Source organism: Comamonas sp. 26 (assembly GCF_002754475.1).
Lineage (GTDB): Bacteria > Pseudomonadota > Gammaproteobacteria > Burkholderiales > Burkholderiaceae_C > Comamonas.
This window is the reverse complement of the sequence record NZ_PEFL01000003.1, coordinates 550,428-574,868: the sequence shown is the minus strand read 5'-3', so window position 1 is coordinate 574,868 and position 24,441 is coordinate 550,428. Positions and strand designations below refer to the sequence as shown.

Here is a 24,441-nt window from a genome sequence, read left to right as displayed (position 1 = left end):
CGGGTTATCCTTTCTTGGTTCAACAACATGCCGCAAGCGGCTGCCCGAGCAGTATGGCAGAGGCCGATGAAAGCGCGCACTGCGCCTCAGACGGGGTTTCCCACCCATCAGGGCACAATGCTTGTGCCTATCAGCACTGAATAAAACATGACACAGCCCACCACACCTGCCTCTGCCCTACCCCATAAAGTACGCATCTGGGATCTGCCAACCCGCCTGTTTCACTGGCTACTGGCTGCATGCATCGTGGCCCTGGTGGTCACCGCCAAGATGGGCGGCAATGCCATGAACTGGCATTTGATATTGGGTCAGGTCGTTCTGGCTTTGCTGGTCTTTCGCATTCTCTGGGGCGTGGTGGGCGGGTACTGGTCGCGCTTTGGCAGCTTTATTCCGTCGCCTGAGGCACTTGGGCGCTATGTGCGCGGCGTATCGACAACGCAAGACCGTGCTGGCCACAACCCACTGGGTGCACTTTCAGTCATCGCAATGCTAATTATTTTGATAGCACAGATCGCAAGTGGGCTCTTGAGTGATGACGAAATTGCCTTCAGCGGGCCGCTGACGCGCTTTGTCTCTGGCGATCTTATTTCTCAGGCCACCAACTACCACGCTCACTGGGGGCAGTATCTGATTTATGCTCTGGTCGCTCTGCACCTGCTGGCCGTCATTGGCTACAGCCTCAAGGGCGACAAACTTGTGCCCGCCATGGTGACGGGAGACAAGCTGCTGGACGGACCCGTGCCTTCTGCCCACGACACCATGGGTACGCGGGTGCTGGCCGCTGCGCTGGCCGTTGTGGCCAGCGGCATTTCATGGTGGGTGCATCAGCTAGGTCAAGGCGCTGCTTTCTGAGTTCTGACATCACCCATCCCGCTTTAACCATGCCGCGCGCTTGCCGCTACACTGACTCTTCTTTCATCATCGCCTAGTTGCCGTGGACAAGACTGCAGTGGACTTGCTGATCCCCACTCCGGAAGATATGCACGCCGTGCGCCAGATCTTCCAGGAATATGCGGACAGCCTGAACATCGACCTGAAATTTCAAGGATTCGAAACCGAACTCACCAACCTTCCCGGCGAGTATTCCGGACCACGAGGGCAGATTCTGCTCGCACGCGTGGATGGAAGCATTGCAGGCTGCTGCGCCCTGCGCCCTCTGGACGATTGCGACTATCCCAACGCTGCCGAAATGAAGCGCCTGTATGTGCGCCAAGCTTTTCGCGGTGTGGGTCTAGGTCGCCAGCTGGTCGAAGCCATGCTCGATACAGCCCGCCAAGCGGGTTACGACCATGTGCTGCTGGACACCCTCGACGACATGGAGGCTGCCCGCAAGCTCTATGAAGAGCTAGGCTTTGAGTCCATCGAGCCCTACTATCACAACCCCTTGCAAGGGGCGCACTATCTCAAGGCCGCTTTGCTTTAAGCCTCTGCGCAAGGGCTCTTGAAACAGAAAAGGCATCCGAATTTGCATTCGGACGCCTTGCATTAACTCAGCGCTTGCCAAGGCCTGTGCTTACGCGGCAGGTCCAATCTCATTAGGCTGCAGATACTGCGAGCCCTGCAATTCCATCCTCGCCCCAGCTGTGCCATTGACGGCATAAGACAGTACATGGTTCAGCCTGTCTGCAAAGTTGCCTTTGTAAAGCTTGGAGCCCTGGTGCAAGAGGTTTGAGTTGGCGTCAACATAGATGTGTTCGCCCATGCCACTCCAGAGACGGCAAAAACCGTAGTCCTCAGAAAGATAGCGACGCGTTACAGGGTCCACCATTGCATCAAAGAAGCGGTAGTCATCGTGACTGGGAGTCATCACGGTGGGATGTATGCCCTTGAGGGCAGAGATATCCAATAGAGGCGGTTATCAGGCCTTGACTTGAGCCAGCATCGTGTCAGCGTCGCTGACTTCGAACTTGCCGGGACCTTCCACATTCAGCGCAGCCACCTTGCCATCTTTTACCAGCATGGAGAAACGGTTTGCACGCAGACCCAGGCCCTTGCCGTTGAGGTCCAGAGTCAGGCCTGTCGCCTTGGCAAAGGCTGCATCGCCGTCAGCAATCATGCGCACCTTGCCACCGGCCTTCTGATCGCGGCCCCAAGCACCCATCACGAACGCGTCGTTCACGGACAGGCACCAGATTTCATCAACACCTGCCGCCTTGAACTCTTCCGCCTTGGCGATATAGCCAGGCAGATGCTTCTCTGAGCACGTGGGCGTAAAAGCGCCGGGCACAGCAAACAGAGCAATAGTCTTGCCAGACAGTGCTTCAGGCAGCTTTACGGGGTTGGGGCCAAGGCTGCAGCCATTTCCTTCCACTTCCACGTATTCCATCAAGGTAACCGCGGGCAGGGCATCACCAACTTTAATCATGACTATCTCCTTAGTTGCAAAGCATGGGCCACTCATTGCGGCGGCCCAAATAAAAAAACGACCCACAACATTGTGGGTCGTTTTTAAGGGCTTTGCAGCCGGGAAAGCCAGTTAGGCTTACACCAGAGCAGCCTTTTGCACCAAGCGGGTAGCAACCCAGTTCTTGGTCTTGGAGAGAGGACGGCTCTCGGTGATTTCAACCACGTCACCCAGCTTGTACTCACCTTGCTCGTCATGAGCGTGGTACTTGCTCGACTTGATCATGATCTTGTCGTACAGGGGGTGCTTAACGCGGCGTTCAACCAGAACGGTCACAGTCTTAGTGCGCTTGTCGCTAACGACCTTGCCAATCAAGGTGCGCTTGAGGGATGTTTTAGCTTCCGTCATGTCGGCTCCTTACTTGGCGGCTTGCTTTTCAGCAAGAATGGTCTTGGCACGAGCGATATCGCGGCGAGTAGCCTTGATAGTCGCTGTATTGCCCAGTTGTTGCGTGGCTTTTTGCATGCGCAGACCGAAATGAGCCTTTTGCAAGGACTTCACTTCAGCTTCCAGACCGGCCACGTCTTTTTGGCGGAGTTCAGCAGATTTAGTCATGTTGATCTCCTTAAGCACCAATGTGACGAGACACGAAGGTCGTGCGCAGAGGCAGCTTTGCAGCAGCCAAGCGGAACGCTTCACGGGCCAGCTCTTCAGGTACGCCTACGATTTCGTAGATCACCTTACCAGGCTGGATTTCAGCCACGTAGTACTCGGGGTTGCCCTTACCGTTACCCATACGCACTTCGGCGGGCTTGGTAGAGATTGGCTTGTCCGGGAACACGCGGATCCAGATACGACCACCACGCTTCACGTGACGGGAAATCGCACGACGTGCGGCTTCGATCTGGCGGGCCGTCAAACGGCCACGGTCAGTAGACTTCAGGCCGAAGTCACCGAAAGCAACGGAGTTACCACGCGTTGCAATACCGGTGTTGCGACCCTTTTGCTCCTTGCGATATTTGCGGCGAGCAGGTTGCAGCATCTTTATTCTCCTTTACCGTCCGCTGCAGCTGCAGCGGGCGCGTCAGTCTTGCGAACGCGCTTAACGGAATCAGCACCAGCGCCTGCAGGCTTGTCGCTACCGTCAGCGGGAGCGGCATTGGTGCCAGCGGGGCGGCGGCCACCACGGCCTGCGCCATCACGGCTATCACGACGACCATCGCGGCGAGGGCCACGTGGACGACGCTCGTCGTCAGGACGAGGAGTCTCAACGGCGGGCAGATCGTTACGGCCCAAGGTATCACCCTTGTAGACCCAGACCTTCACACCGATGATGCCGTATGTCGTCTTGGCTTCGGAGAAGCCATAGTCGATGTCGGCGCGCAGTGTGTGCAGAGGCACGCGGCCTTCACGGTACCACTCGGTACGAGCAATTTCGATACCGTTCAGACGACCGGAAGACATGATCTTGATGCCTTGAGCACCCAGACGCATGGCGTTCTGCATAGCACGCTTCATGGCGCGGCGGAACATGATGCGCTTTTCCAGCTGCTGGCAGATGGAATCAGCGATCAACTTGGCATCGATTTCAGGCTTGCGCACTTCTTCGATGTTCACAGCGACTGGCACGCCCAGACGAGCAGTGAGTTCCTTCTTCAAGGCCTCAATGTCTTCGCCCTTCTTACCGATCACAACACCAGGACGAGCCGAGAAGATCGTGATGCGGGCGCTCTTTGCAGGACGCTCAATCACAACGCGTGCAACAGCAGCGTTCTTCAGCTTGGCCTTCAGGTACTCACGCACCTTGATGTCTTCAGCCAGCATGCCGGCGAAGTCACGGTTGCTAGCGTACCAACGGCTAGCCCAGTTACGGCTTACAGCAAGGCGGAAGCCGGTAGGATGGATTTTCTGTCCCATATTCTTCCTTAAGGCCTCAGTTACCAACTGTCACATAAATGTGACATGTAGGCTTGCTGATGCGATTGCCACGGCCCTTGGCGCGAGCAGTGAAACGCTTGAGCGTGGTGCCTTGTTCGACGTAGATGGTCGTAACCTTCAGATCGTCGATATCAGCGCCGTCATTGTGCTCAGCATTGGCGATAGCGGATTCCAGAACCTTCTTCAGGATCACAGCAGCTTTTTTCTGCGTGAACTGGAGAATGTTCAAGGCTTGATCCACCTTCTTGCCACGGATCAGATCCGCGACCAAGCGACCCTTGTCAACAGACAGGCGGACGCCACGGAGAACAGCACGTGTTTCAGACATGTTCTATTCCTTACTTCTTGGCTTTCTTGTCCGCTGGGTGTCCCTTGAAGGTACGAGTCAGCGCGAATTCACCGAGCTTGTGACCGACCATCTGGTCTGTCACATAGACTGGCACGTGTTGCTTGCCGTTGTGCACAGCAATGGTCAGACCGATGAAATCGGGCAGAACCATCGAACGGCGCGACCAAGTCTTCACTGGCTTCTTATCCTTGGTGGCAACGGCTTTTTCAACCTTAGCCAGCAAGTGATGGTCAACAAATGGGCCCTTTTTGAGAGAACGTGTCATTTGCTACCCCTTACTTTTTACGACGCGACACAATCATTGTCTGTGTGCGCTTGTTGTTACGGGTACGGTAGCCCTTCGTCAAGTTGCCCCATGGGTCAACTGCATGACGACCTTCACCGGTCTTGCCTTCACCGCCACCGTGTGGGTGATCCACAGGGTTCATCACCACACCGCGAACGGTAGGACGAATACCCATCCAGCGCTTCACACCGGCCTTGCCCAGACGGCGCAGGCTGTGTTCTTCGTTGGCGACTTCACCGATAGTGGCGCGGCACTCAATGTGCACCTTACGGACTTCACCCGAACGCATACGCACTTGAGCGTAGATGCCTTCGCGAGCCAGCAGAGTGGCAGAGGTACCAGCCGAGCGAGCGATCTGAGCACCGGCACCGATTTTCAGTTCGATGCAGTGGATAGTCGAGCCCACGGGGATGTTACGGATTGGCAGTGTGTTACCAACGCGGATAGGCGCGTCGGAACCACTGACAATCGTAGCGCCCACTTCCAGGTTGCGAGGAGCAATGATGTAGCGACGCTCGCCGTCGGCATAGCACACCAGAGCGATGTGAGCCGTACGGTTTGGATCGTATTCAATGCGCTCGACCTTGGCGGGGATACCGTCCTTGGTACGCGTAAAGTCAACCACGCGGTAGTGGTGCTTGTGACCACCGCCCTTGTGGCGAACAGTAATGTGACCGTTGTTGTTACGACCGGCTTTCTGGAACTGAGGTTCCAGCAGGGGGGCAAAGCCCTCACCCTTGTGCAGGTGGTCGCGAGAAATCTTGACCGCGCCACGTTGGCCGGGAGTCGTAGGTTTGAGCTTAATAACAGCCATGATTACGCAGCCTCCCCAGACAGGTTCAGCTCTTGACCGGGCTTGAGCATCACGTAAGCCTTGCGAACATTGTCGCGACGGCCAACGGTCTTGCCAAAGCGCTTGGTCTTGCCCTTGGTATTCACCACGGAAACGCCAGCCACTTCAACCTTGAACATCAATTCCACAGCGGCCTTGATTTCGTGCTTGGTAGCGCTCTGCAGCACCTTGAACGTCACAGCATTGGACTTTTCAGCAACCATGGTGGCCTTTTCGGACACGATGGGAGCGACCAGCACTTGCATCAGACGACCTTCGTCAAACTTGGTAGTGCTCATGCGAACATCTCCTTGAGTTTGTCGATCGCACCCTTGGTGATGAGCACTTTCTTGTAGTGCACCAGTGACACGGGGTCAGCATAGCGCGGCTCAACCACGAACACGTTCTTCAGATTGCGGGATGCCAGGTACAGGTTTTCGTCGATTTCTTCGGCGATCACCATTACCGACGTAGACAGGTTCATAGCCTTGAACTTGTCAGCCAGCACCTTGGTCTTGGGGGTATCCAGAGTCAGGGAATCCACAACTGCCAGACGACCTTCGCGGGCCAGCTGAGACAGGATGGAAGCCATACCAGCGCGGTACATCTTCTTGTTGATCTTCTGCGCGAAGTTTTCTTCAGGCAGATTTGGGAAGATGCGGCCGCCGCCACGCCACAGAGGCGAAGAGGACATACCAGCACGTGCACGACCAGTACCCTTTTGCTTGAAAGGCTTGGCAGTGGTGTGACGCACTTGCTCACGGTCCTTCTGAGCGCGAGTACCTTGACGTGCGTTAGCACGGTAGGCAGTCACCAGCTGGTGGACCAGATCTTCGTTGAATTCACGACCGAACACAGTCTCGGGAGCATCGAACTTCGATGCAGCCTGGCCTTGTTCATTCAGGAGTTCGAGCTGCATTAGTTCGCTCCTTTGGAAGCTTTAGCCTTGATCGCTGGACGCACGGAGACAAAGCCACCCTTAGCGCCGGGAATTGCACCCTTGATCAACAGCAGTTGGCGTGCTTCGTCAATACGAACCACGTCGAGATTTTGAGTAGTGATGGTTTCGTCACCCATGTGACCGGTCATCTTCTTGCCGGGGAACACGCGACCTGGGTCTTGTGCCATACCGATAGAACCGGGAACATTGTGCGAACGGCTGTTACCGTGCGATGCGCGCTGCGACGAGAAGTTGTGGCGCTTGATCGTACCGGCGAAACCCTTACCGATGGATGTGCCTTGCACGTCCACCTTCTGGCCAACGCTGAACAGTTCGGCCACAGGCAGAACAGCACCAGCGGCGTACTTGCCAGCGGTTTCATCAGTTACACGAAATTCGCGGGTCACTTCACCGGCTTCGACGCCCGCCTTAGCGAGGTGGCCAGCAGCTGGCTTGGTCACGCGAGAGGCCTTGCGTGCACCGAACGTGACCTGCAGGGCCACGTAGCCATCGTTCTCTTGGGTTTTGACCTGGGTAACGCGGTTGTTAGACACATCCACCACTGTGACAGGCACGGAGTCCCCATCATCAGTAAACAGACGCATCATGCCCACCTTGCGACCCAGCAACCCCAGGGAGTTGCTCAGACTCATTTGTTTGCTCCAAAACTTTTGCCGCTGAAACTGCAATTGGCTCAGCGTTGCACCTTTGCCCATAAGGCTTAGCACACAAAAGAAGGTTAATAAAACTTCGCATCAAAGGCGAAGCTCCAAATTTTAACGCGAACTGCTTTTTCAAGCAAGTTCGCGTTAAACAAAGACCTTAAAAGCCTCTTTCGAGACTTTCAAAACTCTTATTGCAGCTTGATTTCGACATCCACACCTGCGGGCAGGTCCAGCTTCATCAAAGCGTCAACAGTCTTGTCAGTTGGATCAACGATATCCATCAGACGCTGGTGCGTGCGGATTTCGAACTGATCGCGGCTGGTCTTGTTGACGTGAGGCGAACGCAGAATGTCGAAACGCTTCATGCGTGTTGGCAGGGGCACGGGACCCTTGACAATCGCGCCGGTGCGCTTGGCAGTGTCAACGATTTCGGCTGCGGACTGGTCGATCAACTTGTAATCGAAAGCCTTCAGGCGGATGCGGATTTTTTGCTTGGACATTGATAATTCCTAGTTTGCTAAGAATTAAGCAATGATCTTGGCAACCACACCGGCACCAACAGTACGACCACCTTCGCGGATAGCGAAGCGCAGACCTTCTTCCATGGCGATAGGAGCGATCAGCTTGACAGTGATCGACACGTTATCACCAGGCATCACCATTTCTTTGCCTTCTGGCAGTTCGATGGAGCCGGTCACGTCAGTTGTACGGAAGTAGAACTGAGGGCGGTAGTTGTTGAAGAAAGGAGTGTGGCGACCGCCTTCGTCCTTGGACAGCACATACACTTCGGAAGTGAACTGTGTGTGGGGCTTGATGGAGCCGGGCTTGGCCAGAACTTGGCCGCGCTGAACGTCTTCACGCTTGGTGCCGCGCAGCAGCAGGCCAACGTTATCGCCAGCTTGACCTTGGTCCAGCAGCTTGCGGAACATTTCCACGCCAGTGCAGATGGTCTTCTGTGTATCTGTGATACCGACGATTTCGATTTCTTCGCCGACCTTGATGATGCCGCGTTCGATACGGCCAGTCACCACAGTGCCGCGACCGGAGATCGAGAACACGTCTTCCACAGGCATCACGAAGGCGCCGTCGACAGCACGCTCGGGAGTGGGGATGTATGTGTCCAGAGCTTCAGCCAGACGCAGGATAGCGGGTTCACCCTTTTCGGATTGGTCGCCTTCCAGAGCCAGCTTGGCGGAGCCACGGATGATAGGAGTGTCATCACCGGGGAAGTCGTACTTGGACAGCAGCTCGCGCACTTCCATTTCGACCAGCTCCAGCAGTTCTTCGTCGTCCACCATGTCGGCCTTGTTCAGGAACACGATGATGTAAGGAACGCCAACTTGACGCGACAGCAGGATGTGCTCGCGAGTCTGGGGCATGGGGCCGTCAGCAGCGGAGCAAACCAGGATAGCGCCGTCCATCTGAGCCGCACCAGTGATCATGTTCTTCACATAGTCAGCGTGACCGGGGCAGTCAACGTGAGCGTAGTGACGAGCAGCAGTTTCGTACTCAACGTGCGAAGTGTTGATCGTGATACCACGAGCCTTTTCTTCGGGAGCGTTGTCGATCTGCGAGTAATCCTTAGCTTCGCCGCCGAAGTGCTTGGACAGCACGGTAGCGATAGCAGCAGTCAGAGTGGTCTTGCCGTGGTCAACGTGACCGATGGTGCCCACGTTAACGTGGGGCTTTGTGCGCTGGAATTTTTCTTTTGCCATGATTTCTCCAAAGAGCAAAAACCTGTGTGATGTTTAAGGTCTGCACCCCATTGCTGATTCGCTCTGCACAGGAAACAGAACGGCATGAGATCGCAGACCGGCAAAATCGCGACAACCCACAAAGAGTTGTCGCGATCAGAACCCGAGATTATGACGGATTCGTCAAACCTGCGTCAATTACTTGGCGCGGGCTGCAACGATGGCTTCAGCCACGTTGCGAGGAGCTTCAGCGTAGTGCTTGAATTCCATGGTGTAGCTGGCACGACCTTGAGTCATGGAACGCAGCGACGTGGCGTAGCCGAACATTTCCGACAAAGGCACTTCGGCCTTGATGGCCTTGCCGCCACCAACCATGTCGTCCATGCCCTGCACCATACCGCGACGGGAAGACAAGTCACCCATCACAGTACCGGCGTAGTCTTCAGGCGTTTCCACTTCCACAGCCATCATTGGCTCGAGGATGACGGGGCTGGCCTTGCGAGCAGCTTCCTTGAAACCGAAGATAGCGGCCATCTTGAACGCCATTTCGTTCGAGTCCACATCGTGGTACGAACCGAAAGTCAGAGTGACCTTCACGTCCACAACGGGATAACCCGCCAGCACGCCGGAAGTCAGGGCTTCGATCACGCCCTTTTCCACCGCAGGGATGTATTCGCGAGGAACCACACCGCCCTTGATGGCGTCCACGAACTCAAAGCCCTTACCGGCTTCTTGAGGTTCGACAGTGAACACCACGTGACCGTACTGACCCTTACCGCCGGACTGACGAACGAACTTGCCGTCCACGTCCACAACCTTTTGGCGAATCGTTTCGCGGTAGGCAACCTGGGGCTTGCCCACGTTGGCTTCCACGTTGAATTCGCGCTTCATGCGGTCAACGATAATTTCCAGGTGCAGCTCGCCCATACCGGCGATGATGGTCTGACCGGATTCTTCGTCAGTACGCACGCGGAAGGAAGGATCTTCAGCAGCCAGGCGCGACAGGGCGATCCCCATCTTTTCCTGGTCAGTCTTGGTCTTGGGTTCCACGGCCTGTGCAATCACGGGCTCAGGAAAGACCATGCGTTCCAGCACGATAGGAGCGTCCAGAGCACACAGCGTTTCGCCGGTGGTCACGTCCTTCAAGCCCACGCAAGCAGCGATGTCGCCTGCGCGAATTTCTTCGACTTCAACGCGGTCGTTGGCCATCATTTGCACGATACGGCCGATACGCTCTTTCTTACCCTTGACCGAGTTCAGGACGGTTTCGCCCTTGCTCAGCACGCCGGAGTAAACGCGCACGAAAGTCAGTTGGCCCACAAACGGGTCAGTCATCAGCTTGAATGCCAGAGCCGAGAACTTCTCAGCATCGTCAGCCTTGCGCGACAGCTTCTTCTCTTCGTCGTCCGGATCAGTACCGGTCACGTCGTCGATGTCCACTGGAGCAGGCAGATAGTCGATCACGGCGTCCAGCATGCGCTGAACACCCTTGTTCTTGAACGCTGTACCGCACAGCATGGGCTGAATTTCTACAGCCAATGTACGAGCACGGATACCCGCCTTGATTTCTTCTTCAGACAAAGAACCTTCTTCAAGGTACTTGTTCATCAGTTCTTCGTTGGCTTCAGCAGCAGCCTCGACCAGGTTTTCACGCCACTTGTTGGCGGACTCCACCAGCTCAGCAGGAATCTCTTGGTATTCGAACTTCATGCCCTGAGATGCTTCATCCCAGATGATGGCCTTCATCTTGACCAAGTCCACAACGCCTTCGAACTTGTCTTCAGCGCCGATTGGGATCACCACAGGCACGGGGTTCGCATTCAGGCGAGCCTTCATGCCGTCATAGACCTTGAAGAAGTTGGCGCCGGTACGGTCCATCTTGTTCACGAAGGCCAGACGAGGCACTTTGTACTTGTTAGCCTGACGCCACACAGTTTCCGACTGGGGCTGCACGCCACCCACAGCGCAATACACCATGCAAGCACCGTCGAGCACGCGCATGGAACGCTCCACTTCAATGGTGAAGTCCACGTGGCCGGGGGTGTCGATGATGTTGAAGCGGTGCTCGGGATAGGACAGGTCCATGCCCTTCCAGAAGCAGGTCACTGCAGCGGAAGTGATGGTGATACCACGCTCTTGCTCTTGCTCCATCCAGTCGGTGGTAGCAGCGCCGTCGTGCACTTCACCCAGTTTGTGGGTCACGCCGGTATAAAACAGGATACGTTCGGTGGTAGTTGTCTTACCTGCGTCGATGTGAGCCGAGATACCGATATTGCGGTAGCGCTCGATGGGAGTCTTGCGAGCCATGATGGATCCTTGCTTGATCGTATGGGAGTACTGCCTTGCCCCGCCTTGTGCGCTGGGAGCAGCAGTTCTATATGGGGGCGCTCAGAATCGACACAAGGCCGCAGCAAGTTTTTTGCATGCGGCCCTGTATCTCGAGCGAGATTCCGATTAGAAGCGGAAGTGGCTGAATGCCTTGTTGGCTTCGGCCATGCGGTGAACTTCGTCACGCTTCTTCATGGCGCCGCCACGGCCTTCGGTTGCTTCCAGCAACTCGTTAGCCAGACGTTGAGCCATGGACTTCTCGCCACGCTTGCGGGAAGCTTCCTTGATCCAGCGCATGGCCAGAGCCAGACGACGGACGGGACGCACTTCAACGGGCACTTGGTAGTTAGCACCACCAACGCGGCGGGACTTCACTTCGACCATGGGCTTGACGTTGTTGATAGCAACCACGAAGGCTTCCAGAGGATCCTTACCGGGGTGCTTCTTCTCGATCAGGTCCAGAGCACCATAAATAATGCGCTCAGCAACCGCCTTCTTGCCGCCTTCCATGATCACGTTCATGAATTTGGACAGCTCTACATTGCCGAACTTTGGATCCGGCAGAATTTCACGTTTGGGGACTTCGCGACGACGTGGCATTTTTTACCTCTATCTTTGCTTCAGTTGGCATCTTTTCAGATACCGCGAGAGCTATTCAAAACTCTCACTTACTCGACCCACACAAAAATTTGTGCTTCGGGTCACTACGTTCGATCGCGCCAGTCAGGCGAATCAAACACCGTTTGTTTTCAAAAAACCAGGGCTGATTACTTAGCCTTAGGCTTCTTGGCACCGTACTTGGAGCGGGACTGCTTACGGTCCTTGACGCCTTGCAGGTCAAGAGAACCGCGCACGATGTGGTAACGCACACCGGGCAAGTCCTTCACACGGCCGCCACGCACTAGCACAACGCTGTGCTCTTGCAGGTTGTGGCCTTCACCGCCGATGTACGAAATAACTTCGAAACCGTTGGTCAGACGAACCTTAGCCACCTTACGCAGAGCCGAGTTAGGCTTCTTAGGTGTGGTGGTGTACACGCGAGTGCACACGCCACGGCGTTGGGGGCAGTTTTCCATAGCAGGGCTCTTGGATTTAACAACTTCTACCGTGCGGCCCTGACGCACGAGTTGGTTAATGGTTGGCATTAATAACGTCCCTAAACGTGAATTTGCTTCGTGAAAAGCGAAAACGTGAATCCCTTCGGAAATTCCGAAAAGCCCTCGAATGTACCAGCTTGAGAAAAATCGCACAACTGCTGCGGCGCAATAGCCCCGCAACTTGCCAATTTTCTCAAGCGCATACGTCAGGCTCCCGCAGCTGGCAAAGGATTGCCCCCGTGCCAGCGAGGAGTCTTACTTGATCCAGAGGCGAATGGTGTCCCACAGACGGCCAAAGAAGCCTGCCTGCTCAACCGCCTCAAGAGCGACCAGTGGCACTTCAGCAACGACATCAGCGCCCGACTTGACCTTAAGCACGCCCATGACCTGGCCCTTGGCGATTGGAGCAATCAGCGGGTCCTGGCGAACGACTTCGGTGGTCAGCTTGCCGCCAGTGCCCGAGGGCACGGTCACCACCACAGCGCCATCGGCCTTGCCGATCTTGACCGCATTGGCCGCCCCCTTCCAGACGGCGGGCGTGGCCACAGGCTGGTCCGCATCAAACAGCTTGACTGCGTCATAGGCGGTATAGCCCCAGTTCAGCAGCTTCTGGCTTTCGTTGGCACGAGCCTTCTCGCTGGCAGTGCCCAGCACGATAGACAGCAGGCGGCGCTGACCCACATTGGGCAGGTCGCGCTTGGCCGTGGCCACCAGGCAGTAGCCTGCGGCGTTGGTGTGGCCGGTTTTCAGACCGTCCACGGTCGGATCGCGGAACAGCAGCGAGTTGCGGTTGTTGCCATTCGAGGCAGGCGTGCCCGGGTAGGCATAGTGCTTGGTAGCGTAGTAATGCATGTACTCGGGGAAGTCATGCATCAGGCGCTGCGCCAGGATGGACAGGTCGCGTGCCGTGGTCAGATGGCCGGGCTCGGTCAGACCTTCGGGGTTCTTGTAGCTGGTGTTTTTCATGCCCAGGGCCTTGGCCTGGTCATTCATCATCTTGACGAAGTTTTCCGCCGTGCCGCCCACGGCTTCTGCCAAGGCCATAGTCGCATCATTGCCCGACTGGATGATCATGCCGCTAACCAAGTCGTTGACCGGCACCTGCATTTTTGGGTCGATGAACATGCGCGAGCCAGGCATCTTCCAGGCGCGCTCGCTCACGGGCATGGTCTGCTCCAGCGTGATCTTCTTGGCACGCAGGGCGTCAAACACCACATAGGCGCTCATCAGCTTGGTCAGCGAGGCTTGCTCGACGGGGGCATCGACATCCTTGGCACCCAGCACCTGACCGGCGGTGACATCCACCAGCAGGTAATTGCGGGCAGCAATCTCGGGAGGAACGGGGGCCGCCACCTGAGCCATGGCAAAAACAGGTGCGACTGCGGCAGCAACAGCCAGAACGCGCAGCGTGGAATAAATGGGCTTCATGAAGAAAACTCTCGCTAAAGCAAAGGTAGGCGACGGTGATTCACCATCAAAAACAGCCAAAGCCAAGGATATACCTTGGCTTGGTGCTATGAAAAGGGGATTGACCAAGACCAGTGCGTCAGGGTTCAAAAAGGAAGTGCTTACTGCGACTTCAGATGGCGCACGACCAAGCTCTTGAGCAGAGGCAATTGTCCGTGAAAGAAATGCCCCACCTGCGGAATCACGGTAACAGGCAGTATCTGCGGGCGGGCCCAGTCCATGACGGAAGACAGCTCGACAGTGTCATCGGCCTCGCCGTGAATGACCAGCGTGCTGTCATGGGCTGCAGCGGGCACGGGCGCGACCTCAAAACGGCTGGCAGCGGTGCCGACGAGCACGGCCTTGGCCACTCGGCCTTCATCCCACAACGCAGCCAGCGCATGGCTGGTGACAAAAGCGCCGAAGGAGAAGCCTGCCAATGCAATCGGCCCCTCAGGCGCGACCTGACGTATCACCGCCAGCAAATCCTGCAGCTCACCCTTGCCCGCGTCATATTCGCCCGCACTGGCACCCACGCCGCGAAAATTGAAACGCACCGCCGTATAGCCACACTGCACAAAGGCACGTGCCAGCGTCTGCACCACCTTGTTATCCATGGTGCCAGCGAACAGCGGGTGCGGATGGGCAATGATGGCCACGCCCTTGGGGCTTTGCCCGTCGGCCAGTTGGGCCGGGTCACGCAGGGCTTCAATCACGCCGGCACCGCCGGTCAGCGTCAGTCGTTCAGTCTGGGAGTTCACGGTTGCTATCCTAATTTTTTCCCGGAGCGGCTTTGCCACTCCACCACGGGGACGGCACCCTCGCTGCGGGGCGGCCTTGCTTGGCGCCTCCTTTAGAGACGCGCCAGTTTTAACCGGCACCACCCAAAGGAAGTGCCCTGCATTTTTGAGAGTCGCTGGAGTTCAGCGACCTACGTTCTCAGGCAGCACCAGACGCTCAACCACCTTGCCATTCTTGAGGTGGGATTCAACGATCTCGTCGATATCGCTGTCGTCAATAAAGGTGTACCAGACCCCTTCCGGGTAGACCACGGCCACAGGGCCACCAGCGCAGCGGTCAAGGCAGCCCGCCTTGTTCACGCGCACCTGACCCTTGCCAGCCAGGCCCTCTTCCTTCACACGGCGCTTGCAATGGTCAAAGCCTGCTTTGGCACCATGCAGGGCACAGCAGTCCTCACCATTGGGGCGCTCATTCAAGCAAAAGAAAATATGGCGCTGGTAGTAGCCATCGGCATTGGCTTGGTTCTGGGTGTCACTCATAGTGCGGTCATTCTAGGCAGGCTATTGCCGCCTGGAAACGCGAACCACTACATACGCCAGCGTCACGTAAGGCCAGAGCCAGCCTAGCCACTGGCCCAGTCCGTAAAAGCGGATGAAACGCCCCTGCTCCCAGGCCTGCAGCGTCTGGGCAAAGTACACATTAGTGGGCGCCTGATTGAGGATACTCAGGTGCAGCACCAGCACTAGCAGCAAAAGCACGGCGCAGATGCGGCGCGAGGCAGGCAGCGCAATCACAGCAAGGCCCAGGCCACCCCAGATACCAAGGCGCACGGGCAAATCCACCCACTCCCATGCGTGAGCAGGCCCCCAGCTGAGCGCTGCTGACAGCGCGGTGACGCTGACTCCCGCCCCCAGCAGCAGCAAAGCCGCCAAGACTCGGCGCCCCATGTGGCGCACGGCGCAATAGGCCAGCAGGCAAGGCACCCACAGCCCCAGCGTGACGCAGAACATCTCCGTCACCATGGAAAGCGGCGTCATCGCAAAGTCGCCCAGCGGCAGCCAGTCTTCAAACGGGGTGTTCAGCAGCCAGTCTTGCAAGGTTTCATCCAGCCGCTCCAGCACCTGCCCCAGCCCGAACGGCACAGCCGCCGGGAACAGCAGCGCAAACGGCCACAGTGCCAGCAGCACCAGCACGCCTGCCCCGCCTTCGCCCAGCCACTGGCTGCGAAAAGCACTCCAGCGCGAGAGTGCACCCAGCTTTTCCAGCAAAGCGGCCAGCAGCGCACCAATCAACGTGCCGCCGGAGTTGAGCACCCAATCAAGGTTAGACGGTACGCGGCGCGGCAGGTAGATCTGCAAAAACTCCATGCACAGCGACAGCAAAGTGCCCGCCAGAAAAGCCAGCGGCACGGCCAGCCGTGGCTTGCCCGAGCGCATCAGCGCCAGCGCCAGAAAAAAGCCCAGCGGCGCATAGCCAACGATATTGGTGTTGACGTCGAACCAGGTCCAGTAAGGCGGCGGGATTTTGGCGAACAGAAAAACGCGGGGATCAATCCCCTGAGCGCGCCAGCCATCAAACGGAAACAGGCTGGCAAACACAATGAGCATGGAATACACCAGCGCCAGCGGCCAGGCCGAGGTGTGGCGCATGGAGATCACCGGCAGCCCGGCAGCCTGAGTCACCGCAGGTTCAGACACAACAGTCCCTTGTTCCGGTCACGACTAGAAGGGCTTGACCACCACCAGAATTACGGCGGCGATCAAGAGCAGTACAGGCACTTCGTTGTAATAGCGAAACCAGCGGTGGCTTTTATGACAGGTGTTGTCCCCCAACTTGCGCAGCAGCACGGCGCAGCTGTGGTGGTAGCCGATGACCAGCAGCACCACGGCCAGCTTGGCATGCAGCCAGCCACCCTTGAAGCCCCAGCCCAGCCACAGCCACAGACCCAGTCCCAGCGCGGGCACGGCCAGCAGAGTGGTAAAGCGCAGCAGCTTGCGCGCCATCAGCAGCAGACGCTCGCGCTCAGCCACCGAGCCGGGCGTGACCATGGCCAGATTGACGAAGATACGCGGCAAATAGAACAAACCAGCAAACCAGCTGGCCACGAAAACAATATGAAAAGCTTTGACCCATAGCATGGAGCCAGTGTAAGGGCCGCTGCCACGCATCGCCCGCCGCAAGCGCTGTCTTTACCTGCAATGCGACTGCCGTCATGGAATAGTCATGCAGCGACCCACCAAGCCATGGCGAATGGGGCACAATTTTCCCCATGCATTTGTCCAGCCCCACTCCTTTTCCCCAGAATCGTCCGCGCCGCCTGCGCCGCGATGCTTTCACCCGCAATCTGGTTCGTGAGAACGTGCTGACGTCCCACGACTTCATCTACCCCGTGTTTGTGCACGAAGGCAGCAACAAGCGCGAGGCCGTGCCCTCCATGCCCGGCGTTGACCGCCTGAGCCTGGACCTGCTGCTGCCCGTGGCCGAAGAGTGCGTGAAGCTGGAAATTCCTTATCTGGCCCTGTTCCCCGCCATTGACGCCAGCCTGAAGACACCCGACGGCAAGGAAGCGCTGAACCCCGACGGCCTGATTCCCCGCGTCATCCGCGCGCTGAAACAAGAATTTCCCCAGCTGGGCGTGATGACCGACGTGGCGCTGGACCCCTACACCAGCCACGGCCAGGACGGCATCCTGGACGAAAGCGGCTACATCATCAACGACGACACCGTCGAAATGCTGGTCGGCCAGGCTCTGGCCCATGCAGAAGCCGGTGTGGACATGGTCGCCCCCAGCGACATGATGGACGGCCGCATTGGCGCTATCCGTGAAGCGCTGGAGCTGCAAGGCCACATTCACACCCGCATCATGGCTTACAGCGCAAAGTACGCCAGCGCCTTCTACGGCCCCTTCCGCGATGCCGTGGGCACCCGTGGTGCTTTGGGCAAGGCCGACAAAAACGTCTACCAGATGGACCCCGCCAACACCGACGAAGCCCTGCGCGAAGTGGCGCTGGACATCGCCGAAGGCGCAGACATGGTCATGGTTAAACCCGGCATGCCGTATCTGGACGTGGTGCGCCGCGTCAAGGACGAGTTCAAGGTGCCCACCTTCGCCTACCAGGTGTCTGGCGAATACGCCATGATCAAGGCCGCTGCCGCCAATGGCTGGCTGGACCATGACCAGGTGATGATGGAAGCCCTACTCGCTTTCAAGCGCGCTGGTGCCGATGGCATCCTGACCTACTTTGCCATTGACGCCGCCAAGAAGCTGCGCGGTCTATGAATTTGATAGCTGCAAGCGCTTTACTAACTTGCGCTTGAAGCCAATTAAGGCATGATCCAACGGCCCAGAAGCTGCTTCTGGGCCGTTCTTGTATCCGCTTACGTATCCCGCTACCCAAGGTGTTGTTACCCATGCGCGTGCTGCATATCTCCCCGCTTTATGCCCAGCCTGTTGAAGGCCTGCCCACGCAGCCCGCCACCACCGGGTTCTACTGGGTTTCCTGCGCGCGCTCCGAACTGGAATCGCAACTGCCCGCCATACAGGCCATGCTGACGAAGCTGGGCGGCTCACCGCTGGTCGATCTGCATGTCTCCGACCTGCTCAACCCGGCCATCCCCTCCAACTACGACTACACCTCGGTGTATGACGTGCTGGTATTTCGCCGCCTGGCCAATGCCCACCTGCCGCCGCTGAACGGCTCGCATGCCACAGCCCCCGCAGCCAGCACCGCACCGGCGCTCACCCCACCCGCCATGGCTGCAGCCCCCCATGCACCTGCGGTGAATGCGCCGCCTCCATCGCATCACTCAGCCCATGCGGCGCAAAAAGACCGCGAAGCACCGGTGCTGCAGCGCGTGGAAACCCAGCCTGTGGGCTTTGCCCTGTATGACCAGATTCTGCTGTCCGTACACCCCGACGACTGCTTTGTGCTGGAAAACTTCTGGCAGCGCCTGATGGCCGGCCCAACCAAACATGACAGCCGCCCCGTCACCGCCAAAATGCCCGTCGAGCCCGCCGATCTGATGCTGCGCATGGTCAACGGCATGGTGGACGGTTATCTGGACCTGCGCCGCACGCTGACGCGGCAGATTGATCACTGGCAGGTCGCGCTGCTCAAGCCCCATAAGCGCTTCAGCAACTGGGCCAGCGTACTGGATGTGCGCCTGGCGCTGCACCAGCTCGATGAAATCTGTGAAGACCAGCGCGCAGCCATGCAGGACTGGACAGAGGCGCTGGAAGGCTGGCCGCCCGAGCACACCCCCGCGCGCCAGCATGAGCGCGAGCTGCTGCGCGTGCGCTCACGCGACGTGCTGGAGCACATAGAGCGCGTGACCCACCATATTCACCGCATGGAGCAAAGCGCCGAAACGGCTGTGCAGATGCACTTTTCGGCGCAGAGCAACCGCGCCAACGACATCATGCGCACGCTGACCACGGTGACGGCCATCTTTCTGCCGCTGAACCTGATTGCTGGCATCTTCGGCATGAACTTCGAGTTCATCCCCTTCGTGCACAAAAAAGACGGCTTTATCTGGGCGTTGCTGGCCATGGTCGTCATCACCGTGGTGCTGGTGGCGTACTTCTGGCGCAGGCGCTATCTGGAGAGCGAAGAGAAAGAGTGACCCCTGAGCCGCTTCCGCGCCTTCCCCCATGGGGGCGACTCCTCGCTGCGCGGCGGCGCTTGCTTGATGTCTCTGCTGGGGAACGCCCAGCGGCAACGGGCTTTAGATAAAAAAGCTGCCAGCGCTTATCTATAAAGCGCTAGCAGCTATGGTTTTAGACTCGCCAAAACAAACCCTTGGTACTTCGGCGCGAAGCCTCTTCTCAACCGCAAGCCTGGATTGACTGAGCCCTGTTAGCGACTCTTCACATCAAGCCAGATGTTCGCCGAAGAAGGCCAGAGTGCGCTCCATGGCCTGCGCTGCGGCGGCTGCGCTGTAAGAGCCGCGCTGGCCGCAGTTAAAGCCGTGGTCGGCCTCGTAGACATAGACCTGCACCTTGGGCTGGGCCAGCTTGAAGGCCTCTACAGACTCCAGCGAGATGTAGTGATCTTTGCTACCAAAGTGAGCCAGCACCGGGCACAGCGCCTGACGGCTGGCTTCTTGCTCACCCGTCATGCCGCCGCCGTAGTAACAGACTGCCGCAGAAACGCTGGGTAGCGTGCAAGCTGCGCGCCAGGTCATCAAACCGCCCCAGCAAAAACCCACCACGCCGACCTTACCGCCAGGCACCAGCGTGGCCGCATGGGCAACGGCCGCTTCTACATCACGCAGCGCGCCGGGTTCTGGCAGGGCCTCCACAGCACCCTTGAGGGCGAAGCCCGTCTTCATGTCTTCTTCGGTATAGCCCAGCTCTACATTGGCTTTGACGCGCGCAAACATGGCCGGAGCCACGGCCACATAGCCCTGAGCGGCATAGCGATCGGCCACGGAGCGGATATGCGAGTTCACGCCAAAAATCTCCTGCAGCACCACAACGGCACCGCGCGGCTTGCCCTCAGGCATGGCCACATAGGCAGAAGTCTTGACACCATCTACGGCGGTCAGTTCAACAAAGCTACCCATATATGCTCCTATATTTGTTGCACTCATCGTAAGCCCGAAAAGCATCGACAACGGATTTCATTATCTTTGCCTAATGAATGCTGTAATGCCTGAGTTAACCCGCTGAACTCGCATTTTTCGCTTGCCCGGCGGTTCACCCTCCACAGACATACTGCGGTCCATTGTCCACCCGCGGATGGTTCAGAAAAATTTCTGCGCTGCGATGGACGGCTCCCTGCCCATAGCCGGGCAGCGCCTCAAGCCCTGCTTGCCTGCACTGATGCACTGACAAATCGATCAAGCCACCGGAAGCCCCTCGCCATGGACCTGAAGCCGCTCATCACACTGGTTGCCATCATCAACCCGCTGGCCATCATTCCGTTTTTCATCCACTACACGGCAGGCTTCAGCGCAGAGCAGCGCTGGCAGACCATTCGCACCGCAGCATTTGCGGCGTTCTGCGTGATTGCAGTGTGTGCCCTGCTGGGCCTGCAGATTTTGCAGTTCTTCAATATCTCGCTGCAAAGCTTTCAGGTCGGTGGCGGCCTGCTGCTACTGCTCAGCGCCATGAACATGCTGAACTCGCGGCCAGCAGAAGACCGGCCCAATAACGGCACACTGGAAGCCGGTGCGGAAAAAGCCGCCGAGGGCAACAGCATTGCTGTGGTGCCGCTGACCATTCCGCTGCTGACGGGGCCTGCAGCCATGTCCACCGTGGTGATCTATGCCGATCAGGCGCGCACCGTCTGGCAGCATGTGGCACTGGTGGGCTATGGCGTGGTGGTGGCGGCGGCCATCATGCTGTGCTTTTCGCTGGCCAACCCGATTGCCCGTGTGCTGGGAAAAACCGGCATCAATGTGATGACCCGGCTCATGGGGCTGATTCTGGCGGCGCTGGCCATTGAAGTGATGGCGGGCGGATTGGTCAAGATCTTCCCTATCCTGGCCTCCCCCGCGATTTACCCATGATAATTAATTTCATAGCTTAAAGCGCTTTACCCAAGGGCGCTTGAGCATCATTCAGGCAGTAATCTGCCCTTGCATCTTTTCGCTGCTGCCGCAAGCACCGCCGCAACCCGTAATGGGCTCCTGAGGCAAAGCCTCAGGGGTCAGCACAGCTCCCGTAATCGGATCAAAGCCTGCGCTGCGCATATGCAGGGCCAGCGCGGCATCCATGTTTTGTGCGTGGTGGCTGAACCAGGGGCCCAACTCGCCCGCCATGTGGCGAATCGAGCCCAGGTCGCCCTGCTCGCCTTTGACTGCACCTTCGCGCATCACAGCCAGCACCACCTTGTGCTGTTGGCTGTGGCAGTTGCTTGTGGCAAAGCCCGTGGCCTGCATCCAGCGGTCTTCTTGGTCGAAGTGGTGCTGGGTGTGGGCAATCAGCGCATCCCACAACGCGCACAGCTGCTCGTCACCAGCCGCTTCGACCTGCGCCAGCAGGGTGACAAACTCTTCATGCACCTCGTCCATGACGGGAAAATCGAGGATGAGAGCGGCATTCCATTCGAGGCTGGCCATGGCAGTTCCTTGTGCGTGGTGGTCGGATTTGAGGACTCTGCAGCTTAAAAAGAAGGCAGCTCCCGGCCATTGACGCACATCAGAAAAGCCTCGCCCACCTACGCCAGAAGCTTGCCCAGAATCAACAAAGCCCTGCATGGCAGGGCTTTGTGATGTGAGAGCACAGAAAACTTATCGGCCGTATTTCTGCAACCAGCTGCTGAGCTGATTGGCCAAGTTGTTGACGCTGGCAGCCATTGCCCGTGCGCCACCGGCGGCATCACCAGTCACAGCCGGGGTCTGGGCGCTGAACAATTGCTGGCCCAGCAGCACATTGCCGCCGCGACGGTCTTGGGCAATCAGACTGGCGCGGATGCGCACCACGGCCTGACTGCTCTGGGCACTGTCAAACACTTGGCTGAACTCCACCACTTCAAGGCGCAGCAGACCCAGCGGGCGCTGGTCATTGGGGTTGGCGCTGAGATTGTCTTTTTCCGTCAGCACCGGGCGCTCCAGCGCCAGGCGGGTGCGCAAACGCTGCTCCAGCATCTGCGCAGGCGGCAGGCTCCAGCGAGCACCTTGATAGGCGCGTTGCTCCTGCTGGTCTGCATAGGCCAGCCGGTAAAGCATGGCCGTGGAGTTGTCAGCACCTGCAGGCGTCTGCACTTCCGCCAGCACCAGCGGAGGTGGGGCCACGCTGGGCGCAGCGGCGTTGGCCTGCGGCACTGCAGTGTCGGTCAGCCCCAGGTCATAGCGCACAGGCTGGGTGGGTGCCGTGGGCAGCGCCGAGCAGGCAGCCAGCACCAGCGCCGCAGCAGACAGAGTGGCAGCGCGCAGCAGAGCAGACGAAAAATGGAGAGGTTTTGCCATATCGGTTCCTGTGACGGTTTCGTCAGATCAATGCGCGGCTGCCGGAGCCACAAAACCAGTCTCACCCGGGCCGGGCTGACCCACGCCAGCACCATAGATGACAGACTGCGGGTTGTCGCCGATGCGGCTGGCCATATTGCTCAGGCTGCGCGAAGCGCGCGAGAAATCATCGGCGGCGCGGTTCACGCGTGGCAGCGTGTTGCGGCCCATGGAGTCTGCAGCCTGAGCCAGCGCCTGCGTGCCGTCGGCAATTTGTTTGAGCGGGCCATCGGGGGCGTTGATCTTACGCACCGTTTCCTGCAGGCCATTGGCTACGCCGGTGGCGGCGTTACCAGCCTTGGTCAGCGACTCCAGGGTCTGATGTGCATCCGCGGTAATTTGCGGAAAGCCAGCAGCGGCCTTGTTCATAGTGCCAGCCAATTGATTGACGCTGCCCGCAGCGGCGGCAATGTTCTGCAGCGCCTCGCTCATGTGCTTCTGGTTGTCTTCGCCCAGCATGGCGTTGAAGCGGCGTGAAATTTCATCAACCCGCTCCAGCAGCACCGGGCCTTGGTCGGCCAGCATGTTCAACGGCGAAGACTTCATGCGCAGGCGCGGCAAGCCGCTGGGGCCGGGCTTGATCTCCTCCGGCGCTTTGGCATCATCATCGAGCTGAATGTGGGCCAGGCCCGTTACGCCCTGGTAGCCCAGCTGGGCATAGGTGGCGGGGGTTACGGGCGTGTCCTCGCCCACCGCCACGCGAATCAGTACATTTCCGGGAATCTGCGGGTCAAAGCTAATGCGTACTACCTTGCCCACAGGCACGCCCTTGTAGCGCACCGTGGCCTGCGGCTGCAGGCCGCTGACGCCGTCCTTGGTGGACATTTCATAGAGCTGGTACTCGCGGTTATCGCGCGTGAGCCAGACGGCCAGCCCTGCCAGCAGGGCTGCAACCACCAGCACAAAGATGCCGGCAGCCATGGCGTGGGACTTGTTTTCCATCAGCGTTCCTCTGCGGCAGGGCCGCCTTGCACCGGGGCCATGGCACGGCGGCCACGTTCTCCCTGGAAGAAGTGTTCGATAAACGGGTGCTTGACCTCAGCCACATCGCGTGGTGCGCCGGTCACCAGCACCTTCTTCTCGGCCAGCACGGCCACGCGCGTTGACAATGCAAACAACGTATCCAGATCGTGGGTGACCATGATCACGGTCAGGCCCAGCTCAGCATGAATATCACGCAGCAGCTCACAAAATTCGTCCGAACCCTTGGGATCCAGCCCGGCGGTAGGCTCGTCCAGCAGCAGCAGCGGCGGGTCCATCATCAGCGAGCGCGCCAACGCCACGCGCTTGATCATGCCGCCCGACAGGTCGGCTGGCATGCGCGTCGCATGCTCGGGCTTGAGGCCCACCATCTGCAGCTTGACCATGGCCGCATCGCGCACCACGGCATCAGGCAGCGTGCCCTGCTCGTTCAGCGCAAAAGCAATGTTGTCCAGCACGCTGAAGGCCGAGTACAGCGCGCCCTGCTGAAACAGCATGCCCACCTGACTCGCGGCCAGCTCGCCGCTGATGACTTCACGCGAGGGGCGGCCGCTGACCGTGACGGTCCCACGCGATGGCGAGAGCAGGCCCAGTATCTGGCGCAGCAGCACGGTCTTGCCCGTACCCGAGCCGCCCACCAGGGTGAGGATTTCACCCGGGTAAACATCGAAATTCAAATCCTGGTGCACGGCAAAGCGCGATTCACCCTCACCGAACTCGGTCCACAAATCCTTGGCCTGCACCAGTGGTGCCACATCCTGCGGCGGCACATAGCCACCCACCGCACCCTTGATCTGGCGGTTTTGCATCGCCTCAGCCATTCGCGCGCCCTCCAAAACCGGCCTGC

General features: G+C 58.4%; 32 protein-coding genes. 5 read left to right on the top strand and 27 right to left on the bottom strand.

All coding sequences use genetic code 11. The annotated features are described in order from the left end of the window. The first annotated feature begins 147 nt into the window (after window positions 1-147). On the top strand, window positions 148-852 hold the full coding sequence (locus tag CLU84_RS20810) for a cytochrome b/b6 domain-containing protein (protein ID WP_099739889.1): 705 nt from the start codon (window positions 148-150) through the stop codon (window positions 850-852). A gap of 82 nt (window positions 853-934) precedes the next feature. Beyond that, window positions 935-1,423, top strand: a complete 489-nt coding sequence (locus CLU84_RS20805; protein ID WP_099739888.1) for a GNAT family N-acetyltransferase — start codon at window positions 935-937, stop codon at window positions 1,421-1,423. A gap of 90 nt (window positions 1,424-1,513) precedes the next feature. Here CLU84_RS20805 and CLU84_RS20800 read toward each other — a convergent pair whose 3' ends face one another. The 22 genes from CLU84_RS20800 to CLU84_RS20695 all read right to left on the bottom strand — a co-directional run bounded on the left by CLU84_RS20800 (window position 1,514) and on the right by CLU84_RS20695 (window position 16,798). Continuing rightward, on the bottom strand, window positions 1,514-1,846 hold the full coding sequence (locus tag CLU84_RS20800; protein ID WP_233210324.1) for a hypothetical protein: 333 nt from the start codon (window positions 1,844-1,846) through the stop codon (window positions 1,514-1,516). A 12-nt stretch (window positions 1,847-1,858) separates the two neighbouring features. Further along, complete coding sequence (locus CLU84_RS20795) at window positions 1,859-2,365, bottom strand: peroxiredoxin (RefSeq protein ID WP_099739887.1); 507 nt, start codon at window positions 2,363-2,365, stop codon at window positions 1,859-1,861. 117 nt (window positions 2,366-2,482) lie between these two features. Continuing rightward, the gene (gene rpsQ, locus CLU84_RS20790; protein ID WP_099739886.1) at window positions 2,483-2,752 is read right to left on the bottom strand and encodes a 30S ribosomal protein S17; all 270 of its coding nucleotides are present in this window, start codon (window positions 2,750-2,752) and stop codon (window positions 2,483-2,485) included. 9 nt (window positions 2,753-2,761) lie between these two features. Next, window positions 2,762-2,959: a 50S ribosomal protein L29 gene (rpmC, locus tag CLU84_RS20785; RefSeq protein ID WP_003059403.1), complete on the bottom strand. Its 198-nt coding sequence runs from the start codon at window positions 2,957-2,959 to the stop codon at window positions 2,762-2,764. A 10-nt stretch (window positions 2,960-2,969) separates the two neighbouring features. Beyond that, a complete protein-coding gene (gene rplP / locus CLU84_RS20780; protein WP_099739885.1) occupies window positions 2,970-3,386 on the bottom strand; it encodes a 50S ribosomal protein L16 in 417 nt (138 codons plus the stop codon). 2 nt (window positions 3,387-3,388) lie between these two features. Then, a complete protein-coding gene (gene rpsC / locus CLU84_RS20775; RefSeq protein WP_099739884.1) occupies window positions 3,389-4,261 on the bottom strand; it encodes a 30S ribosomal protein S3 in 873 nt (290 codons plus the stop codon). 16 nt (window positions 4,262-4,277) lie between these two features. Next, window positions 4,278-4,610 carry a 50S ribosomal protein L22 gene (rplV, locus tag CLU84_RS20770; RefSeq protein WP_099739883.1) on the bottom strand — a complete coding sequence of 111 codons (333 nt, stop codon included), beginning with the start codon at window positions 4,608-4,610 and terminating at the stop codon, window positions 4,278-4,280. 10 nt (window positions 4,611-4,620) lie between these two features. Continuing rightward, on the bottom strand, window positions 4,621-4,896 hold the full coding sequence (rpsS, locus tag CLU84_RS20765; protein ID WP_099739882.1) for a 30S ribosomal protein S19: 276 nt from the start codon (window positions 4,894-4,896) through the stop codon (window positions 4,621-4,623). Window positions 4,897-4,906: 10 nt separating this feature from the next. Continuing rightward, complete coding sequence (rplB, locus tag CLU84_RS20760; protein ID WP_099739881.1) at window positions 4,907-5,731, bottom strand: 50S ribosomal protein L2; 825 nt, start codon at window positions 5,729-5,731, stop codon at window positions 4,907-4,909. A gap of 2 nt (window positions 5,732-5,733) precedes the next feature. Then, entirely contained in the window at window positions 5,734-6,048 is a 315-nt protein-coding gene (gene rplW, locus CLU84_RS20755; protein ID WP_099739880.1) for a 50S ribosomal protein L23, read from the bottom strand. Beyond that, window positions 6,045-6,668, bottom strand: coding sequence for a 50S ribosomal protein L4 (rplD, locus tag CLU84_RS20750; RefSeq protein ID WP_099739879.1), 624 nt, complete (start codon window positions 6,666-6,668; stop codon window positions 6,045-6,047). The genes rplW and rplD overlap by 4 nt, the downstream gene beginning before the upstream one ends. Then, entirely contained in the window at window positions 6,668-7,342 is a 675-nt protein-coding gene (rplC, locus tag CLU84_RS20745; protein ID WP_099740092.1) for a 50S ribosomal protein L3, read from the bottom strand. Before rplC ends, rplD begins: the two co-directional genes overlap by 1 nt. 200 nt (window positions 7,343-7,542) lie before the next feature. Further along, window positions 7,543-7,854, bottom strand: a complete 312-nt coding sequence (gene rpsJ, locus CLU84_RS20740) for a 30S ribosomal protein S10 (protein ID WP_003059431.1) — start codon at window positions 7,852-7,854, stop codon at window positions 7,543-7,545. Between the two features lie 24 nt (window positions 7,855-7,878). Then, entirely contained in the window at window positions 7,879-9,069 is a 1,191-nt protein-coding gene (tuf, locus tag CLU84_RS20735; protein WP_099739878.1) for an elongation factor Tu, read from the bottom strand. Window positions 9,070-9,246: 177 nt separating this feature from the next. After that, window positions 9,247-11,355 carry an elongation factor G gene (gene fusA, locus CLU84_RS20730; protein WP_099739877.1) on the bottom strand — a complete coding sequence of 703 codons (2,109 nt, stop codon included), beginning with the start codon at window positions 11,353-11,355 and terminating at the stop codon, window positions 9,247-9,249. A 147-nt stretch (window positions 11,356-11,502) separates the two neighbouring features. Further along, complete coding sequence (gene rpsG / locus CLU84_RS20725; RefSeq protein WP_099739876.1) at window positions 11,503-11,976, bottom strand: 30S ribosomal protein S7; 474 nt, start codon at window positions 11,974-11,976, stop codon at window positions 11,503-11,505. Window positions 11,977-12,143: 167 nt separating this feature from the next. Further along, window positions 12,144-12,521: a 30S ribosomal protein S12 gene (gene rpsL / locus CLU84_RS20720; RefSeq protein ID WP_012202325.1), complete on the bottom strand. Its 378-nt coding sequence runs from the start codon at window positions 12,519-12,521 to the stop codon at window positions 12,144-12,146. Between the two features lie 207 nt (window positions 12,522-12,728). Next, complete coding sequence (locus tag CLU84_RS20715) at window positions 12,729-13,901, bottom strand: D-alanyl-D-alanine carboxypeptidase family protein (protein WP_099739875.1); 1,173 nt, start codon at window positions 13,899-13,901, stop codon at window positions 12,729-12,731. A gap of 140 nt (window positions 13,902-14,041) precedes the next feature. Continuing rightward, window positions 14,042-14,680: an alpha/beta hydrolase gene (locus tag CLU84_RS20710; protein ID WP_099739874.1), complete on the bottom strand. Its 639-nt coding sequence runs from the start codon at window positions 14,678-14,680 to the stop codon at window positions 14,042-14,044. 162 nt (window positions 14,681-14,842) lie between these two features. Next, window positions 14,843-15,199, bottom strand: coding sequence for a ferredoxin (locus tag CLU84_RS20705; protein WP_099739873.1), 357 nt, complete (start codon window positions 15,197-15,199; stop codon window positions 14,843-14,845). Window positions 15,200-15,220: 21 nt separating this feature from the next. Next, a complete protein-coding gene (locus CLU84_RS20700; RefSeq protein ID WP_099740091.1) occupies window positions 15,221-16,309 on the bottom strand; it encodes a VanZ family protein in 1,089 nt (362 codons plus the stop codon). 72 nt (window positions 16,310-16,381) lie between these two features. Further along, a complete protein-coding gene (locus CLU84_RS20695; RefSeq protein WP_099740090.1) occupies window positions 16,382-16,798 on the bottom strand; it encodes a CopD family protein in 417 nt (138 codons plus the stop codon). Between the two features lie 131 nt (window positions 16,799-16,929). Here CLU84_RS20695 and hemB point away from each other — a divergent pair, with 131 nt between their 5' ends. Together hemB and CLU84_RS20685 are read left to right on the top strand one after the other, a co-directional pair. Next, entirely contained in the window at window positions 16,930-17,940 is a 1,011-nt protein-coding gene (hemB, locus tag CLU84_RS20690) for a porphobilinogen synthase (protein ID WP_099739872.1), read from the top strand. Window positions 17,941-18,071: 131 nt separating this feature from the next. Beyond that, window positions 18,072-19,283 (top strand): magnesium transporter CorA family protein, encoded by a 1,212-nt coding sequence (locus CLU84_RS20685; RefSeq protein ID WP_099739871.1) that lies wholly within the window; start codon window positions 18,072-18,074, stop codon window positions 19,281-19,283. A gap of 249 nt (window positions 19,284-19,532) precedes the next feature. Here CLU84_RS20685 and CLU84_RS20680 read toward each other — a convergent pair whose 3' ends face one another. Then, window positions 19,533-20,225 (bottom strand): dienelactone hydrolase family protein, encoded by a 693-nt coding sequence (locus CLU84_RS20680; RefSeq protein ID WP_099739870.1) that lies wholly within the window; start codon window positions 20,223-20,225, stop codon window positions 19,533-19,535. A 300-nt stretch (window positions 20,226-20,525) separates the two neighbouring features. On the opposite strand from CLU84_RS20680, the gene CLU84_RS20675 reads away from it, so the two are divergent. Continuing rightward, the gene (locus CLU84_RS20675) at window positions 20,526-21,173 is read left to right on the top strand and encodes a MarC family protein (RefSeq protein WP_099739869.1); all 648 of its coding nucleotides are present in this window, start codon (window positions 20,526-20,528) and stop codon (window positions 21,171-21,173) included. Between the two features lie 51 nt (window positions 21,174-21,224). Here CLU84_RS20675 and CLU84_RS20670 read toward each other — a convergent pair whose 3' ends face one another. The 4 genes from CLU84_RS20670 to CLU84_RS20655 all read right to left on the bottom strand — a co-directional run bounded on the left by CLU84_RS20670 (window position 21,225) and on the right by CLU84_RS20655 (window position 24,415). Then, window positions 21,225-21,725, bottom strand: a complete 501-nt coding sequence (locus tag CLU84_RS20670) for a hemerythrin domain-containing protein (protein ID WP_099739868.1) — start codon at window positions 21,723-21,725, stop codon at window positions 21,225-21,227. Between the two features lie 171 nt (window positions 21,726-21,896). Next, window positions 21,897-22,574 (bottom strand): ABC-type transport auxiliary lipoprotein family protein, encoded by a 678-nt coding sequence (locus CLU84_RS20665; protein ID WP_099739867.1) that lies wholly within the window; start codon window positions 22,572-22,574, stop codon window positions 21,897-21,899. Window positions 22,575-22,601: 27 nt separating this feature from the next. Continuing rightward, entirely contained in the window at window positions 22,602-23,555 is a 954-nt protein-coding gene (locus tag CLU84_RS20660) for an MlaD family protein (protein WP_099739866.1), read from the bottom strand. Beyond that, entirely contained in the window at window positions 23,555-24,415 is an 861-nt protein-coding gene (locus CLU84_RS20655) for an ABC transporter ATP-binding protein (RefSeq protein WP_369826892.1), read from the bottom strand. Before CLU84_RS20655 ends, CLU84_RS20660 begins: the two co-directional genes overlap by 1 nt. Between the last annotated feature and the right edge of the window lie 26 nt (window positions 24,416-24,441).